The organism is Ruminococcus sp. SR1/5 (genome assembly GCF_000209835.1).
In the GTDB taxonomy this organism is placed as follows: Bacteria; Bacillota; Clostridia; order Lachnospirales; family Lachnospiraceae; genus Blautia_A; species Blautia_A fusiformis.
On sequence record NC_021014.1, the window covers coordinates 3,452,009 to 3,470,244 of the forward strand.

Genomic DNA, 18,236 nt, shown 5'->3' on the forward strand with positions numbered 1-18,236 from the left:
TGCCTGAACTCTCTCATCCTTCCAGATTTTTTCTTTTCCAAAATATAACCTCCTATATCCGCTTCAGAGAGAAATCCTGGCTCTCCAGTGTAAGGTTCGGATTATAGTAAGGATCTCCGTCACGGAGGATCTCCGGCCAGTGCTTCTCAAAGGAAGCGATCTCGCGGTTAAATCTTGCCACCTTCTCCGGTGTATCCTCAAGACCTCTGGATTTGGATTCATAGTGATAAAGCTCCGCATAAGGATTGTATACAACCAGATATCCGGCTTTTCCCAGACGAAGGCAGAAATCTATGTCATTAAAGGCAACCTGAAATTCCTCACTTAATCCGTGAACCTTATCAAAGGCCTCACGCTTCACCATCATGCAGGCTGCGGTTACAGCGCTGTAATCCTGGGCACAGATGATCCTGTGGCAGTATCCGGTAGCGTCTCTCTTCTGCTGCACAAAGCAGTGTCCCGCAATACCGCCGAAGCCAACGACTACTCCTGCATGCTGCACGGTATCATCCTCATAATAGAGCCGCGCTCCTACAGCTCCCACATCCGGTCTCATACAGTATCCCAGAAGCTGCTCCAGACAGTCCGGGCTGATGATCTCCGTATCATTGTTGAGAAGAAGCAGATAGTCACCCTTAGCATGAGCAGCTCCGAAATTATTGATGGCAGAATAGTTGAAAATACCATCCCAGTACACCACATGGGCTTTCGGATTGGATGCTTCCAGCTCTTTATAGTAAGCAAAGGTCTCATCCTCCGTACTGTTGTTCTCCACGATCACATACTCATAATTGCGGTAAGTTGCCTTTTCTTCGATGGAATCAATACATCTCTTCAGATCATCAATGTGATCCTTGTTTGGGATGATGATGGAGATCAGCGGTTTTTCCTCCCAGAGGAATTTTGTACGGTAAAGTCCAAGATATTCACCCTTTTCGATTTCCACCGGAACTCCGATCCTGTCATAATGAGCCTTGATGGCACGTGCTCCTGCATCAAAGGCATACATCTTGCTTTCCGGATTCTCTGCTGTGGAATCCTCATGGCATCTCCAATGATAAAGGATCCTGGGGATATGATGGATCTGCTCTCTTCCCGCAGCTTCCACACAGCGGAACACAAAATCATAATCCTGTGCACCGTCAAATTCCTTTTTCAGCATTCCGATCTGATCCACGATCTCTTTTTTTACGACAAAAAGATGACAGATGTAGTTTACTGTACACAAAAGATCAATATTGAAGTCCGGTTTGAAATGCGGCTGAAAGAATTTGTGCCCGTCCATGGACATCTTATCTTCATCGGAATACAGAACCTTAAGCTCCGGATCCTCATTCAGCGCTTTCACACACCGGAACAGAGCGTCCGGCGTCAGCTCATCATCATGATCTGCAAACACGATAAAATCTCCTGTTGCCGCTTTCATGGCCGCATTGGTATTCTCTGCGATCTGAAGTGCCTGGTCGTTGCGGATCACACGGATCCTGTCATCACTTTTTTCCAGCCTGTTCAGATAATCGGTAAGAGGAGAATCTGCTCCGCTTCCGTCGGAAAGACAGAGTTCCCAGTTCCCGTAGGTCTGGGCTTCTATGGAATCTACCAGCTGCTGGAGATATTTTTCCGGTGTTTTGTAAAGCGGGATCACAATACTGAATTTTGGATTCCTAGAAAATTTCGTTTTTCTTTCTTCTGCAAGCTCTGCCTTGTCCGGCAGATGCTTCACAATCCATTTGGAATAATCCACCGGACGGTTTTTACGGTCCAGCACCTTTCCAAATACCTTTCCGGTAAGGGCTGCTGCCCCGTGAAGCTTCATGTAACGGCTTCCCTTACGGAAATATACCGCAACTTTCTCCGCAAGGCGCTTCTGTGGCTGCAGATGTACCAGACGAAGCGTCCGCACATTGCCTGCCTCAAATACAATGTAGAATTCCTTCACACTGTCATAATGGAATTCAAAGAAAAAACCGCTCTTCTCATCGATCTCTGTTTCCTGGTACTGATTCTGTACATCCACACGTTTCAGTCTGGTGATCTCGCAGGGGATTTCCTTCCGGCTGCGATCCTCCAGGCGTATGGTCAGGGGGCTGTTAAAGGCTGCCCAGCCACGGACACGGCAGATCTTTTCCCCGGCTTCCACCTCGATGCTCTCAATAAAGTACTGCGGTTTTCCCTGTTTCCTGTAAAGCTGTGCTGCCGAAACAGAAAACCACCGGATACGTTTTTCACCCTTTACCGCATAAACAACAAGCTTCTTTTTGCCCTCCAGATCCGGCAGGCAGATTTCCATCTGCACACGTTCTCCGTTTACCAGATCCAGATCCTTAAAGCGCTCCAGGGCGCTGACACGCTCCTGGGCACTGATGGCTGCCGGAAGCTTTTCCCCGTCAAGAACGGCTTCCGGCTTATGATCCTTCGGCCAGGTTCCCTGAAGGTGATACAGAGAACTGTCCTTCAGGTCAAACCTGTCCTTTTCTACTTCGTATAGCTCTCGCTGCATAACAATTCCTCCATTGCATCCTTTCCGGTATTTACTGTAAGGTAATGTTCCATAACCTTCTGATGTGCAGCCTCACCCATGGCTTTTCTGGCCTTCTCATCAGTAACCAGAGCTTCCAAGGCATTGACCCACTCTTCTTTTGTGGTGCACATCCAGCCATCTTTTCCGTTTTCGACCACGTATTCCATCTCACAGTTACGGCTCATGACACTCGGAACCTTTACAAGGGCAGCCTCTGTCCACTTATTCTCGGATTTGCACCAGTGGAACAGGCTGTTCTCCAGTGGCATCAGATTGATATCAAGTCCTGCGATCACGGCAGGCAGCTGTCTCCAGTCCATAAACGGAAGCTTCTCGATGCGGTTCTGCACCGGCTCCATTCCGGATTCATCCAATACACCCACCAGCTTCAGGTAAACCTCCGGGTGGCGCTCCATCACCTCCAGAAGTGCTGCCTCCACCTGGGCAAAATCCTGATCATGCGTTTTGGAACCACTTAAATATCCGATATAGATCCGGTCTTTAGCCTTGTCTGTCTGCTCCACAGCCTCGTGAGACAAGATCTCCATCTCCATACTCATACAGTTTCGGTTGATCACCACCGGTTTTTCCGGAAATTCTTCCCGGATCTCTCCTGCCAGTGTCTCCGTAGATGTAAAATATCCGTCGCAGAATCCCATACATCCGCGGATACGGTCTGTAGTTGTGCGGAAGTCACTGTACTCGCTTCCCTTCAGGAAATGCAGCCCGGAAATTTTTTCGTAATTAAATACCAGGTCATCCACATCATAGTAAACAGGGATTCCGGCTGCTTTCGCCCGGTTGGCAAGCAGTTCTGCTTCCATCAGCTTGCTGCAGCGGTACATCACGATCGCTGTATATTCCTCGATCTTTTCCTGCTCTGCCTGGTCTATCTGGATAAACTTCGATGCATAGCCTTTAAGGATCAGCTGCTCCCGGAAATGCTCCACACGATATCTGGAAGCAAAGGAAATCTCCTCTCCTACGAAAAGAAGCCTGCGTTTTTCCACAGGGAGCTCACTTTCGCCGAGAGTTTTCCACAGAGAAATCATCTCTTCCACAATATTCTCCGGCTTCTCATCTTTCAGGACAAGGCCCTTGGCATAGCGTTTCACACGTTCTACAGGTGCACCTACCGGAAGTACCGCTACCGGAAATCCCATGGAAATGATCTCCGAGGTTGTGTAGGAGAAGGTCTCCGGCCATACGGACGGGATCAGGAACATATCAATATCCTGCTCCAGGGTAAGTCTTGGGATCTCCTCTCTTGTATATCTTCCTGTCTGGGAAAATACCGGACTTTCGATTTCTTCGTCGGAAGTACCGATCAGTCTCAGACGGATATTCAGTCCATTCTCTTCGATATATCCAGCAAGCGCCTTCACAACCTCCAGGCCTTTTTTGTAGCAGAGTACGCCGATAAGACCAATGTTAAAGGTCTCTGTGGTTTTTTATTTTTTTCACTGCCGGAAGGTAATGGGGTGCATGCGGGATCACATGAAGATTGTATACATCCGGATAAGCACGCTTGAACAGCCTTGCCGTATCATCGGAAAATGCACGGATCTCATCACAGTTTGACAGAAATTCCCGGAATTTTGTACGCCAGAGCGTTCCGGTTCCGTATTCTGTGCAGGCATTGCTGCGGTTATCCGGAATACATTTATCGCAGACCTCACAGGATGGAACACCACAATATTTTCCTTCTGCATCAATCAGATTCACTGCCGGGCAAAGGGCAAAGAAATCATGAAGAAGCATAAGGAGCTTCGCACCCTGCTCTCTCTTAAGACGCAGGATACGTTCCAGGGTTCCGTAAAGATTCTGATAGGTCACAAGCTCGTTGATCCAGATCTCATCCACACGCATCAGCTCACCAAGGGCAGTTTCCAGATCATTTGCAAAAAATTCCATCTCATACTGCTTATACTGATACGTAAAGTAAAAACGATTGCTTACGATATTATAGCGGATGGTCACAAAACGGTATCCTTCCCGCAGAGCCAGACGTCTTTTTTCCACAAGATAAGCCGTTGCACCGCCGCCAAGATCATGGTCAAAGGCCACAATGGTAGGCACATCCAGCTTCCTGTTGAGAAGCTTCATTTCCACGTAGAGTCTTACCGGACGAAGCGGGTCTCTTCTGCAGTAATCCGCAGTATCCTTGTTGTAATCCGGATGCTTGCGGAGCAGCGCCTCACTGTGCTCTTTCAGAAGTCTCTGCTTTTCCTCAGACGGGAAGCTTCCACCATGCTTGTGATATACAAACAGGTTATCCACATGCACGTTCTCATAGCCTGCAGCTATGGCACGCTGGCACCAGTCATTCTCCTCACCGTAGCCTTTTCCGAAATTCTCCTCATCCAGAAGGCCAACCTCCTGGATCGCTTTCAGGTTCATACCCATGCAGAAGCCCACACCGGTAGGCATAGCCGGATACTGCGGACGGATCATGCGGAATTCATCATCGATCTCCCACAGCGGCATTCCCTCAAACAGTTTGTTATCCCGGCAGAAATCCGGGAAGCTGCAGATGGTTCCGCAGGTGGTAAACGGTGTAGTGGTTGCAATGTTTTCCTTTGCAAAGATCGGAAGCATCAGGCGCTCCAGCCACTCTTCCGGAACCTCCACATCTGTATTTACAAGAGCCACATGATTTTCCGCCATCTTTAATCCACGGTTTACAGACGGAAGAAAACCCATATTGGTCTCATTATTCAGAAGTACCACATTGTCATGCTCTGCGGCATATTTTTCCAGATAGTTTCCTACCTCAGGATCCGGGCTCTTATCATTTACAAGGATCAGACGATATGGAACCTTTGTCTTTTCAATTCCGGAAAACAGGGCATCAAAATACTCCAGTCCGTTGTAAACCGGCACGATCACATCCACCTTCTGCTGATAGACTGCCTGTGGATATGCCTTTCTCGCACTGCGTATATGACGCTGTTTGAAATGACGGAGATTTCCGATACTCTTCGGATCTTCGATCGCGTATACCAGAAGCTCTTTCTGATCCCTGGTTCCCGGGATCTTTCCGATAAGGAATCTTCCGGTATCCGCTGCGGTTCCGTATTCCAGGAAAACAGAAGTCTCTGCCGGCGCAAGAACCGTTGCCAGGAAAGAAAATCCGGCACTTTCCGCATCCGGATTTCCAATGGCATTAGCCACATCCGTACGGTAGATCGTAGTACAGGAAGCCTCCTGAAGCTTCTGTGTTCCCTGATAAAATACGATCCTTGGCTGTCCCATAGACGCAAACGTCGGATCAAAGGCCCAGCCAATGGCATTTAAGGTGCCATTCTCATAATGGAAGAAATCAACACTGCCCATACAGGTAGGAGTTGTCTCCACTCCCATCACTGCTGCCGGCTCTGTATGATAACGAAGAACCTTTTTGACCAGTTTCTTTACCCGCGCTTTTTTGCCTGGATGACGAAGGGCCTCTTCCTGCGCACGGGTTGCTTCCTCTGCTGCCTGCTTTGCGGCACGTTCAGCCTCTTTTCTGACACGCTCCTGTTCTCTGCGTACTTCCCGCTCTTTTTCAAAGGCCAGAAGCTTTTCCACATCCGGAAGCTCAAGGCAGTCAAGTTTTCCCTCTATTACGATCCTGTCCACATTTTCCGGGTGTGTAACATCGATAAGATAAAAGCCATCGGTGGTAAAAAACGCAGTGGTACTGTTATCCACCTTCATATGGACACCCTGAGGCACAAGCTCCGCGCTGCATCCACAATCCAGACGCTCTATCCTCACTTTCAGGAAATGACCGTTTGCGGGATTCCAGCGGAGATTTCGTATTCCTTTGATACCGGAAAGCGCAAACTCTACCCGGAAACGGTTTCCGGAAAGTTTTCCCTCTGCATAAAGAGTATGCTCTTCACAGAATCCCTCACCAAGATCATAGTATATCTTGCTGTGCATCTGGTGCTTTTCTCTTTCTCTGTTCACCAGCTCTGTTACGGAAACCGGCACCTTTTTCTGTTCAAACGGGATCAGGGAACCACAGCCCACATACTCATAGACGAAATGCATGGTCCAATCCATAAATATCTCATAGTCTGTATAGCTGATGTCAAACTCCGCCATCATCTCATCCTCATGACATAACCGCGACAGCTCAGAAACATGTGTATACAGTTCATGGATCAGGCGCCACATGATAAAATTCACAGGCACAGGGAAATCAAACATCCACTCATAATCTATGATCTGGTTTTCCTTTTCTCCCATAAAGATGTTGCTGCAGATCAGGTCCACATTGGCCGGGCAGACACATTCGTAATCCTCTCTTCCCGGATGATCACCAAATACCTCGCGGAACTCTCCGGTCCTGTAATCCGCAGCCTGACGAGCCCCGAAAAATTCCTGATAGAATTTTTTAAGAAGGGCCTTGATCTCTTCAAGATCTTCTTTATAGGCAAGCTCTGCGATTTCCTGATGAAGAGTTTTTCCAGTAAGGAGCGGATAAGAGATCTTTCCGTTTTCTGCCCTGCAGGGAAGATTCTTGTATTTATCGGATCCGGTACTCTCTGTTCCGGTTTTTTCCAGTTTTTCCACAAATTCCTCAGCCTGGGGCACCATAGCCTCTTTTTCCGCACGGACCTCTCCGTTCTCCCGGACGATCCTGGTCAGAAGACGGAACTTTTCTTTTCGCTCCTGGTTCAGCTTCACATAAAGGATTTCCTCCGGGTTCCGGTTTTCGGTACGTCCTGCCTCCACAAGAAAAGAATTCACAAAGCTGTCCAGGATCTTCTCTTTTTCGAAGGCCTTTACGCCTTCACTTTCTGCAAAAAGATCTGCTGTCTTATCTGTGTATACAGGATAGCTTCTTCCGTAGGAATTGGTATAAAGGCTCTCATCTGTAAAAATCTCTGTCGGAAATTTATAATCCGGATACGGGTAGTAAAAGCGCAGAAAAGGAAAGCCGCTGTTTTCCAGCAGCTCTCCCAGTTCATTCTTGGAAAAGGTGCGCACAGACTGATTTCCCGGATATCCATTGATCCCGAAAAAATGAAGATCTGTGTGATCCTCCGGTGCTCCGGCAAAGTACTTCAATCCCAGTCTGTTCTCAATGGCGATCAGAAGTCTTCCCTCCGGCTTCAGATAAGCGCCCATACGCTGAAGAAATGTCTCGTAAGGAGTTTTTCCCTCGGTAAAGCTCATGGCATACTCCAGCACACCGTTTACTACCACATAGTCGAATTTTTCCGGAAAAGTCATGTCATTCAGGTTTCCAACCATGATCGTCAGATTTTCCTTATCCCTGTTTCTCGCATAATTGATATCTGCCCGACGTTTGGAAAGCTCCACGGAAGTCACATGACCGGCCTTGCGGCAAAGCATTCCGGTAATGGCTCCGCATCCGGCTCCGATCTCCAGAACGGAATCCGCCTTTTTCAGAGGATACCAGCTTAAGATATTCTCCCGCAGCCCTGAAAAATGGTAGACCATTGGAAAACTCACCTCTTCCTCCGGCAGGTTTTCAAAAGATTTGCCTTCCTGTGCCATTTTCAGAAGTGTTTCCTCGATATCCCCATCGGAATAATGATCCTTCGCCGTATAATAATCTAAATTCAACTCCGCCATAGTCGTTCCTCCACTTATTTCACAGATACTTTGGAAAACAGATCAAAATATCCCACTGCTTTCTTATCTGTGATCACAGTCAGGTTACACACATCGTAAAGACGATGAAATACGGTAAAATCGCCGTCTTTATATCCGGTGCAGCCCAGACACAGCATATATTCCCCTGCCTCCAGAGGCATCACCTGTTTGAAGGTGATCTCACGGACATCGCCTGCCTTCTGCGGTTTCAGAGGCGTATGTTCATACATGGTATTGGTTCCTGTGATCTCAGTGCCTTTCAGATCTTTCAGGGTAAATGCAAAGATCGGATCGCTGACATCTGCCTGGAACTTCACTTTCATCTGAACGGAAAATTCCTTGCCTTTTTCGATCACATTGGTGATCATACCTGTATCATCCCGGATGGCAAAATCCACGATCTCGCCAAGCTTACTGCCGTATTCCAAGACCTTGGGATTCAGGTTCAGGCTGTCCTTCATAGCTTTACCGCTTCCGGTATGTGCTTTCAGTGAAACGTCTGCTCCGGCTGCCTGGTTCTCCGTCGTCTGTCCCTCTTCTGCATCGTCTGTGTTTTCTTCCAGATCTGCATCGTCATACTGATTGACCAGCACACGACGGTAAAGATTGACCATCTCCTTGGCACCACCCTCTGCAAGCTTCTCACCTTTGTTTAAAAGCACAACACGGTCACAGTATTTTCCGATGCTGCTCAGGTCATGGCTTACAAACAGAATAGTCTTCCCCATTTCCTTGAACTCTTCGAACTTCCGGTAACATTTTGCCTGGAAAAATACATCTCCCACGGAAAGAGCCTCATCAACGATCAGGATCTCCGGATCGATATTGATAGCTACCGCAAAAGCCAGACGCACGAACATACCACTGGAATATGTTTTTACCGGCTGATAGATAAAATCACCGATATCTGCAAAATCAAGAATAAACTGCAGCTTGGCATCGATCTCTTCCCTGGAAAAACCGATCATGCTTCCGTTGAGATATACATTTTCAAGTCCGGAATATTCTCCGTTAAATCCGGCTCCCAGCTCCAGAAGCGCTGAGATCCTTCCGTTTACGGCTATTTCCCCGGCCGTGGGCGAAAGTACGCCGGTGATGATCTTCAGGATCGTGGATTTACCGGAACCATTTGTTCCGATAATTCCCACTGTTTCTCCCTTATGCACCTGAAAGGATACATGGTTGAGCGCATAATGCTCTTTATATTTCTTTTTTCTGGATAATCCCAGGGACTCCTTAAGACGATCCATAGGATTATCGTAAAGCTTGTACATCTTACTGACATCATTTACTGAAATCGCAATATCTTCTGCCATTTTCAACCTCACTTTTGTGTAAATCGTTCACTCTCACAATCTGCCGCCGTTCTGCTTTTTATCCTTACAGAGCAAATCCCCCATGGGAACTGTCCGGTCCGGATCAGGCGGATATCCGCCATCCGCATTCAATTAAAGCACATCTGCAAAATGCGGCTTCAGACGTTTGAATATCACAGATCCCAGTCCGAAAAGCAGGATCGTAACTACCCAGAAATAGATCGTCCATGAAGCATGGTTCCAGATCCCGATATGACCAAGCATGGAATCACGGTAGCCCGTAACTACATAGTACATCGGATTCAGCTTAAACAGCTTGATCAGCCATGGATGTGAAGAAAGCATATTGATATCCCACATGATCGGTGTAAGCCATACACCCACCTGAAGAAAAATACTGATGATCTGGGTCAGATCACGGAAAAAAATGACGATCGCACTTGTAGCATACACAAGTCCCAGTACAAAAAGGAAGGTGCAGACAGAGTAATAAATGATCTGCAATGTATAAAGGCTTGGTGTATATCCGTAGCATGCACATAAGATCAGTGCAAAGGCCACAAAGAAAACATGCACGAAAAGTGCGGAGATGATCTTTACGATAGGAAGGATGCTGATCTTGAATACAACCTTCTTCACAAGATAATTGTATTCGATCAGGGCATTGGTTCCACCGTTTAATGCATCCTGGAAGAAAAACCACGGCACGATACCGGATACCAGATAGAGTACAAAAGGATAATCCGATACCGTTCCGGCCTTCAGTCCTACGGAAAATACAAACCAGTAGACCAGGATCGTTACGATAGGCTGGATGAATGCCCAGACAATGCCAAGATAGGATCCTGCATATTTTGTTTTGAAATCATTTTTTGCAAGGCTTAAAACCAGCTTTCGATTCTGGTACAGCTCTGCCGGCAAAGCTAATATTTTCTTCATTCTGCAATTCCTTATCGATTCTTATATTCCTCGAAGCTTCCCCACTTCTGATCCTTGTCGGAGAAAATAAGCTCCATGCCTTCCGGGATCGGCCACTCAACGTTAATGTCCTTGTCATTCCAGATCAGTCCGCCCTCATCGTTTGGATGATAGAAATCAGAGCACTTGTAAGTGAACTCTGCATTCTCGGAAAGTACCAGGAAGCCATGAGCAAATCCCTTAGGAATAAAGAACTGTTTCTTGTTTTCTGCGGAAAGGACTACACCATACCATTTTCCAAAGGTCTTGGAGCCTTCACGAAGGTCAACCGCAACATCAAACACTTCTCCGTTTACCACACGTACCAGTTTATCCTGGGGATAGCTGATCTGGAAATGAAGTCCGCGGAGAACACCGTAACGGGAGCTGGACTGATTATCCTGAACGAATTCCACATCAATGCCTGCTTCCTTGAAATCGTTATAATTGTATGTTTCCATGAAATATCCTCTGGAATCACCAAATACAGTTGGCTCGATCACTTTCAGTCCTTCAATATCTCCGCACTGTGTTACTTTTATTTTTCCCATTTTTTCTTTCTCCTTTTCTGTTTTGATTTATTTGTGATGTTTCTTTTCTTTTATTCTGAGAGCCGCAAGAAGGGCGATCAGGATCAGGATCATCGCTGCCATGATCATAAGAAGGATCTTACGCAGGGCGGGAATGCTCTTTTTTTCGCTGGTGTCCTCTCCGGCTGTACTCTTCTCTGTTGTTTTGCTGTTATCTTCCTCTGCTACTTCTGTGGAAGCTTCCGATCCGGAGCTGTCCGCTTCCTGGCTGTCCTCTGCCGCAGCGGTCGGTTCCGGTACCGGTGTATCAGTTGCCTGTGCAACACTTGCGGTACCGATCAGATAATCTCCGAAATAGTAACCGGTTTCTGTTTTCCCATTGGTATTCTCTGACTTCTCGGTAAGGGAATTCAGCTCCACCCCTTTTGGAAGGAATACATAGCCGCCATTTACTTCTGTTTTTGTGAAATTCTCAAATGCGTAATTGAACATAGCTGTACTGTCCATGCAGGAATTAGAAAGCTCTGTTCCACGCATGGTCACTGCAATATATGTGGTATTATCTCTGGTCACTCCTGTGACAAGTGTATGCCCTGCCGCAACGGTAGTTCCGGTTTTTCCGCCAATGCAGCCTTCATAGTAAAATCCGCTTTCCGGTGCAAACATAGGATGATGGGTATGCAGGATTCTCTGCTGGCTGTTCATATTTGTAGGCTGGATGATATAGTCCGGTGTGCCCACAACCGTACGGAATGTTTCATTTTTCAAGCCTTCTCGGAAGATCAGCGCCATATCCCGTGCTGAAGAATAATGATTATCATCCGGAAGTCCACTGGAATTTGCAAAATGTGTATTGGTACATCCGATCTCACTGGCGCGCTGGTTCATCATATCGATAAATGCCTGCTCTGTCCCGCCGATATGCTCTGCGATCTGTGCCGCAACGTCATTGGCAGACTGGATGATCAGAGCATGAAGACAATCCTCCATAGTCAGGACTTCGCCCACCTGTGTGCCGATATTACTGGAATCTGCCGTAACATTACGCACCCCGGTCTCTGTAAAGGTCACCTTCTCATCCATGGTGGAGTTCTCCACTGCCACCAGCAAGGTCATGATCTTGGTAATGCTGGCCGGATATCTCTGTTCATCTCCGCCCTTGTTATAAAGAACAACTCCTGTGTCTGCATCCATCAGGATACCGGTATCTGAGGTAATATCCGGTCCTGCCGGCCATCCCTGGATCTGGTTGGTGCTGATATCATATTTCGCATTCAGATCCACTGCAGCCATGGTCTGTAACGGCAGCATCAGCGCCACACCGACTGCTGCGAAAACTGCCAATAATTTTTTATTTTTTCATAGCTCTCCCCTTCTTCTGTCAAAACCCGTCAAAGGAAGCAATCGCATCCACAACTCTCTTCGCATCCTCCATATCCAGATTATAGAACATGGGCAGTCGCATAAGACGCTCGCTTTCTTTTGTAGTATAAACATCTTCTCCGGAAAATCTTCCGAATTTTTTTCCTGCCGGTGCGGAATGAAGGGGTACATAATGGAACACACTGCAGATATCCTTTTCGCGGAGATATTTCAGAAGCCTTGTGCGTACCTGGATATCATGTACCTTAATGTAGTACATATGTGCATTATGTGTGCATTCTTCCGGTACATAAGGCTGCTGGATCTTTCCTTCCTCCGCCAGAAACCTGAGGTTCTCATTGTAAAAATCATAGATCTGCATCCGCTTATCGCTGATCTTCTTATGCTGCTCCAGCTGGGCATAAAGATATGCCGCATTCAATTCGCTCGGAAGATAGGATGATCCATAATCCATCCAGCGGTATTTATCTACCTGACCACGGAAAAACTTACTGCGGTCCGTTCCTTTTTCTCTCAGGATCTCTGCCTTCTCCAGGTACTGATCCCCGTTGAACAGGATCGCACCGCCCTCTCCCATGGTATAGTTCTTAGTCTCATGGAAGCTGTAGCAGCCAAAATCTCCAATGGTACCAAGGGCTTTTCCCTTATAGTAGGCATCCACACCCTGGGCCGCGTCTTCCACTACCTTCAGATCATGTCTTCCAGCAATCTCCATGATCGTATCCATCTCGCAGGCTACTCCTGCATAATGGACCGGAACGATTGCGCGGGTCTTATCTGTGATCGCCTGTTCGATCAGCTTCTCGTCAATATTCATGGTATCCGGCCGGATATCCACAAATACGATCCTTGCACCGCGAAGCACAAATGCATCTGCCGTTGATACAAAAGTATAAGACGGCATGATCACCTCATCGCCAGGCTGGATATCTGCCAGAAAAGCAGCCATCTCCAGTGCATGGGTACAGGAGGTTGTCAGCATCACATGACCCACATGAAAGCGCTCTTCCATCCATGCAGAACATTTCTTCGTGTAGATCCCGTCGCCGCAGAGCATTCCCCGTTCTACTGCGTCACGGATGTACTCAAATTCCTTACCTGTAAACGCAGGTCTGTTAAAATCAATCATGTATTTCCTCTTTATTTCTTATTCTTCATGGTTTTTCTACATTAACTGCACATTTCATTTTCTCACACTCATGTTGTAAATTCAATGCCTATTTTTCTGCCGGTGCATAATCCGGGATCTGATTATGGTATGCCACCTCCTGGCCGTTGGGATCCAGAATATGCATTTCCTCATAAAACTCTTCTGTGAGAAGATCCATTTCCTTACGATTCTCTGTTTTTACATAATATAATGCCAGATACGGATTAGGGCCATGCTCAATGACCTTCTCTCCTTCCTGATAAAAGATCCAGGGCTTTTCCACCTGTTCTTTCTCTCCCAGCCGGACTGCCGCAGACTGATCTTCGATGGTAAGAAGCCTTCCCTGAAAATAAATGACAGCTCCACAGCACTGTGGTTTATGAACATCGTGTTCTGCAAGCATTTTTTCCAGTTTATCCGGATCATAGAGAGATGCAAGAAGAAGCTCTTCCATATTAAAGCCATAGACCATATCGGTCAATTCATGCTCATATCCGAAAAATCGTGCGGCGATCTCGCAGACCTGGATACCTTCTCCCGGCTTCCAGAAAAACTGCATGGAAAGGGCTCCGTCTTTCTGACCGGTTCTGTCCGCATATGCCTGAAGAAGTTCTGTGGCAGGCTTTTCAACTTTTGACAATAATCTGGAAGGATACACATTTCTTGTGCTGATGGGGATCTCACCTTTGGCAACAAATGTCTTTTCACGGTCTGCAATACTGATCACATGGACTTTTCCATGCCGCACCCAGGTCATCATATTGAATTCATAGCCATCGTTATATTCTTCCACCAAAATCTCCGGCATATCAGAAAATCCTGCTGTTTTTTCTGCCCCGTTTATCAGCTCCTCCAGATCTTCGGATATATAGATCCCGCGGGAGCCGTATTTATCCAGTGGCTTGCTGACCACCGGATAGCGAAGTCCCTCAAGCAGCTCTTTCAGCTGAGTTCTTTTGGACCTGTCTTTAAAATATGCGATCGGGATTTTTCGAAAGCCCGGAGTGGGAAGTCCCAGTTCAGTAAGCAGTGCTCTGGTCGCTGATTTATCACGATACCAGGGAAGCTGCTCCGGTTTCAGATAACAGGGGATTCCTGCCCGGTCCGCGATCTTTACCATACATTCCAGAAGAAGGTCGGAAAAGGATGTGATGATCCCATCGATCTCTTTTTCTCGGCAGAGACAGGCGATCCGTTCCGTATCTGTTACCGGGATCTGAAATGCCTCATCTGCAAATTTTCTTGCCGGACCATCCGGATATCCGTCACAGACAATGGTGTAGTATCCTTTTTCGCGGGCCTTCTGCACCAGCTGCTCAAATTCTCCCAACGTTCCCAGTATCAGCAATCTGTGTTTCATGATTCCGTTTCCTCCCATTCTCTTATGGAATCCGCGATATACTGCATTTCTTCTGCCCCGTATCTCTGGTCACAGGGAAGCGGCAGCACATTGGCAGCCCAGTCATATTCCATGGTATCCCTGTCAAATTCTTCCAGGATATTGCGCCAGTTTGTCGGTACAAAAATCTTCCGGCCTGCCAGCCAGTGTCGAAGCTCCAATCCGTTCTTATGATAATACGGATAGGCAAACGGTCCCTCCGGCACCTCCCCTGTAAAAGCATTCCTTGAAGGAAGAAGCTGCGACAGCAGACGGTAGTTCTGTTCTCTTCTTGCTTTGATACCGGAATAATCCATAGTCCTGAGGAGGTTTCCGGTCAGACGGGACATTCGGCGGATCTCCATCTCATGATAATTTGCTGCATTATCCAGCATTTTCTGATAGAAGGTTCCGGCATCATATTCATAACGTCCCAGAATATGCTCCATTCTTCCCATGGAATGGTCCAGAGGCTTCTTTTCCGGTTCCAGTTCCGCATCGGTAGACAGATATGCTCCGTCACTGACTCCGAGAAATTTTCTGCAGGAGTACAGAGTGTCCACACCCGGCAGCGGCTTCTGAAAAAACGCATGCGTATGATCCACAATGATATTTCCATAGATTTTTTTATATTTCCGGATCTTATCATCGGTAAGCTGGCCATAATAATTTACCAGATACAGATATTCTCCTTCCGGAAGAGTTCTCTCCTCAAGAACCGGATGCAACCCTTCATCCATATGATAAAATTCGATTTCTGCCCCGGACCTCTCACAGGCACCGGTTACGGAATCGCAGAGAAAAATGGCAGGTAGATCTTTTTGCACCTGCGTGCTTCCATCAGCCACAAAAGCGCTGTTCTTCCGAGATTCACGCCGCAGAGATCCGGATAGTATTCCTGTCCCGCCGGTTCTTCCAGTTCCAGATAGCCGCCGATCTCTTTTTTCATCAGTCTGTCTCCTCCTGACGGATCACATAGTGCGGCATCTTTTTGGCCTCATTGAGAATATTCATGAGATAAATACCGATGATCCCGATTGAAAGCAATGTCAGTCCGAAAAATGCCAGCATCACAAGCATCAGAGATGTCCAGCCTTCCACTGAGATCCCGCACAGAAAATATCTCACCAGATAATAGATCCCCAGTAAAAAGCTTACCAGAAAACTGGCAATGCCGATGTTTCGCACCATAAGCAACGGAAATGCCGTATGGGCAGTAATATCATAGATGAGATCCTTCACAAGACGGCGAAAAGAATATCCGCTCTTTCCATATGCACGTGCTGCATGCTGCACCGGAACATTGATGATACGGTTGGAGCTTAAAACCAGAAGATTTCCGATCTGCGGAAGATATGTATTGGTCTTCAGCATGGCTTCCACCAGAAACCGGCGGATCAGTCGATAACTGGTGATCTGAAGGTTCGGATCCTTGCCGAGCATTTTGGAAGTTGCCCATACAGACAGCTTTGTGCCCAGCTTCCGGATCAGATTATGCTTACGTCCTTCATAGCTTGCAATGATCACATCCACATCGTCACGTTCCTTCATTACATTGATCATTTTGGGGAGCTCCTCAGGCTGATGCTGAAGGTCATCATCCATAGTTACGATGAACTCTCCCTTTGCGTGGGCAAATCCGCACAGAAGCGCAGGATGCTGTCCGAAATTCCTTGCCATCTGGATGATCTTGACACGGGGATCTTTTTCCCGGAGTTCTTGCATAACCGCAAAAGACCGGTCCCTGGACCCGTCATCTACAAGGATCAGTTCAAATTCTTCTTTTATCGTTTCACGGAATACTTTTTCCAGACGGGTGTACAGTTCCTGCAGCGTATGTTCTGAATTGTATACAGGAACAACCACTGAATATAAACACATATCGTTTTTCCTCTCTTTTGTATCAATTGACACTTATCGTTTAATCTTATCATTTTCATTTCCTGTTGTAAACCGTTACATTGTTCAAACATTTTCTTGCATAAACCTGCCGGATGATATATATTGATTATCAGTCTATGATAATCGCATTTATGATATGGAGGAAACATGACAAAAATCAAAGATTATATTCAGCTTCATCTGAATATCCTGCTGTTTTCTCTTACCAGCGTTTTTTCCAAGCTTGCATCGGTTTATTACAATAAAGAAGGGCTTCATAGTCCTCTTCTCTATGTATTTCTTTTTCTTATGATCGCAAACTGTGGGATCTACGCCATTGCATGGCAGCAGGTGATCAAAAAATTTTCCCTTTCCACGGCCTACGCCAACAAAAGCGTCTATCTTCTGTGGTCCCAGGTATGGGCTGTGATCATTTTTCACGAAAATCTTTCGCTTCAGAACATCATCGGCATCCTGATCGTTCTGATCGGAGTCTGGATGGTGCAGAGATATGAATAGAACGTTTATGCTGATCATGCTGGCAGGAACCTTTTTTTCGGCAATTTCCCAGGTACTTCTGAAGCAGAGTGCCAATATGGAATACAAAAATCCCCTCCGGGAATATCTGAACTGGAGGGTGATCCTGGCCTATGGTATCTTTTTTGGAGTGTTGCTCCTGAATACCTGGTGCTACACCAAAGTGGATATGAAATTCGGACCGGTGATTGATACTGCCGCCTATGTTTTTGTCCTGCTGTTTTCCTGGCGGATCCTGAAAGAAAAGATTTCCCGCGGAAAGATCATCGGAAATCTGATCATCATCCTGGGAATCCTTGTTTATACCTTATGATCATAAAAATGCCGGCAGCTTTATGTTCGCTGCCGGCATTTTTTATTTTTTCTTATTTGCTGCGGATACAGTTGTGTATACACCATCTTCATCGAATGTATAGCTCTTTCCGTTTTTCTCAATAGTACAGTTTTTGTACATGATTCCTGTTTCCGGATCAAAATAATATCTCTTTCCGTCCAGTTTGAGCCAGCCTCTCTGCATCTTTCCATTGGAGCCAAAATAATAGGTATGGCTTTCATTGTTTCCGCTCCATGTATAGAATACCTTTTTGACCATAACGCCGTCACCGCCAAAATAATATACATCATTCCTGCTGTTCATGTACCGCACATGTCTCATCATGTATCCGTATTTGGCCTGAAAATAATAATAGTTCTTTCCAACCTTTTTCATGCCTTTTAATGCATGTCCGTTTTTGTCAAAATAATATTTTTTCTCCTTATAGGTGATCCAAGTATTTTTCACAAGGACTCCATTTTTGTCTACATATCTGGAAATATTCTTGGAATCCCTGATCAGCTTTGAACGGCACATTCCTGCGGTCTTATGGATATAATATTTCTTATTTTTCACCTGAACCCAGCCGTATTTTTTGACACCATTGACATAATAAAATTTCTTTCCGTTCTCTGTTGCCCAGCCGGTTTTTCCTTT

The 18,236-nt window shown here is 46.5% G+C and carries 15 protein-coding genes; 2 read left to right on the top strand and 13 right to left on the bottom strand.

Annotation, left to right across the window (positions count from 1 at the left end; genetic code table 11):
- Positions 1-52 precede the first annotated feature (52 nt).
- The 12 genes from CK1_RS17240 to CK1_RS17295 form a co-directional block, all read right to left on the bottom strand.
- Entirely contained in the window at positions 53-2,500 is a 2,448-nt protein-coding gene (locus CK1_RS17240; protein ID WP_015527410.1) for a glycosyltransferase family 2 protein, read from the bottom strand.
- On the bottom strand, positions 2,476-3,906 hold the full coding sequence (locus tag CK1_RS17245; RefSeq protein ID WP_306289034.1) for a glycosyltransferase: 1,431 nt from the start codon (positions 3,904-3,906) through the stop codon (positions 2,476-2,478). The genes CK1_RS17240 and CK1_RS17245 overlap by 25 nt, the downstream gene beginning before the upstream one ends.
- 46 nt (positions 3,907-3,952) lie before the next feature.
- On the bottom strand, positions 3,953-8,113 hold the full coding sequence (locus CK1_RS17250) for a glycosyltransferase (protein WP_015527411.1): 4,161 nt from the start codon (positions 8,111-8,113) through the stop codon (positions 3,953-3,955).
- Between the two features lie 14 nt (positions 8,114-8,127).
- Entirely contained in the window at positions 8,128-9,450 is a 1,323-nt protein-coding gene (locus tag CK1_RS17255) for an ABC transporter ATP-binding protein (protein WP_015527412.1), read from the bottom strand.
- Between the two features lie 132 nt (positions 9,451-9,582).
- Positions 9,583-10,389, bottom strand: coding sequence for an ABC transporter permease (locus CK1_RS17260; RefSeq protein WP_015527413.1), 807 nt, complete (start codon positions 10,387-10,389; stop codon positions 9,583-9,585).
- Positions 10,390-10,400: 11 nt separating this feature from the next.
- Positions 10,401-10,958 (bottom strand): dTDP-4-dehydrorhamnose 3,5-epimerase, encoded by a 558-nt coding sequence (gene rfbC / locus CK1_RS17265; protein WP_015527414.1) that lies wholly within the window; start codon positions 10,956-10,958, stop codon positions 10,401-10,403.
- Positions 10,959-10,985: 27 nt separating this feature from the next.
- Entirely contained in the window at positions 10,986-12,281 is a 1,296-nt protein-coding gene (locus CK1_RS17270; protein WP_306289035.1) for a D-alanyl-D-alanine carboxypeptidase family protein, read from the bottom strand.
- Positions 12,282-12,318: 37 nt separating this feature from the next.
- The gene (gene rffA / locus CK1_RS17275) at positions 12,319-13,449 is read right to left on the bottom strand and encodes a dTDP-4-amino-4,6-dideoxygalactose transaminase (protein ID WP_015527415.1); all 1,131 of its coding nucleotides are present in this window, start codon (positions 13,447-13,449) and stop codon (positions 12,319-12,321) included.
- Positions 13,450-13,537: 88 nt separating this feature from the next.
- Complete coding sequence (locus tag CK1_RS17280; RefSeq protein ID WP_015527416.1) at positions 13,538-14,830, bottom strand: ATP-grasp domain-containing protein; 1,293 nt, start codon at positions 14,828-14,830, stop codon at positions 13,538-13,540.
- Positions 14,827-15,675 (bottom strand): hypothetical protein, encoded by an 849-nt coding sequence (locus CK1_RS17285; RefSeq protein WP_306289036.1) that lies wholly within the window; start codon positions 15,673-15,675, stop codon positions 14,827-14,829. The genes CK1_RS17280 and CK1_RS17285 overlap by 4 nt, the downstream gene beginning before the upstream one ends.
- The gene (locus CK1_RS17290) at positions 15,633-15,797 is read right to left on the bottom strand and encodes a hypothetical protein (RefSeq protein ID WP_015527418.1); all 165 of its coding nucleotides are present in this window, start codon (positions 15,795-15,797) and stop codon (positions 15,633-15,635) included. Before CK1_RS17290 ends, CK1_RS17285 begins: the two co-directional genes overlap by 43 nt.
- Entirely contained in the window at positions 15,797-16,729 is a 933-nt protein-coding gene (locus CK1_RS17295) for a glycosyltransferase family 2 protein (RefSeq protein WP_015527419.1), read from the bottom strand. Before CK1_RS17295 ends, CK1_RS17290 begins: the two co-directional genes overlap by 1 nt.
- A 168-nt stretch (positions 16,730-16,897) precedes the next feature.
- Between CK1_RS17295 and CK1_RS17300 the strand changes: the two genes are divergently transcribed.
- Entirely contained in the window at positions 16,898-17,248 is a 351-nt protein-coding gene (locus CK1_RS17300; protein WP_015527420.1) for an EamA family transporter, read from the top strand.
- Complete coding sequence (locus CK1_RS17305; RefSeq protein ID WP_015527421.1) at positions 17,241-17,579, top strand: EamA family transporter; 339 nt, start codon at positions 17,241-17,243, stop codon at positions 17,577-17,579. The genes CK1_RS17300 and CK1_RS17305 overlap by 8 nt, the downstream gene beginning before the upstream one ends.
- A 42-nt stretch (positions 17,580-17,621) precedes the next feature.
- Here the strand turns inward: CK1_RS17305 and CK1_RS18690 are convergent, their stop codons facing one another.
- Positions 17,622-18,116 carry an N-acetylmuramoyl-L-alanine amidase family protein gene (locus CK1_RS18690; protein WP_353611270.1) on the bottom strand — a complete coding sequence of 165 codons (495 nt, stop codon included), beginning with the start codon at positions 18,114-18,116 and terminating at the stop codon, positions 17,622-17,624.
- Positions 18,117-18,236: the final 120 nt, after the last annotated feature.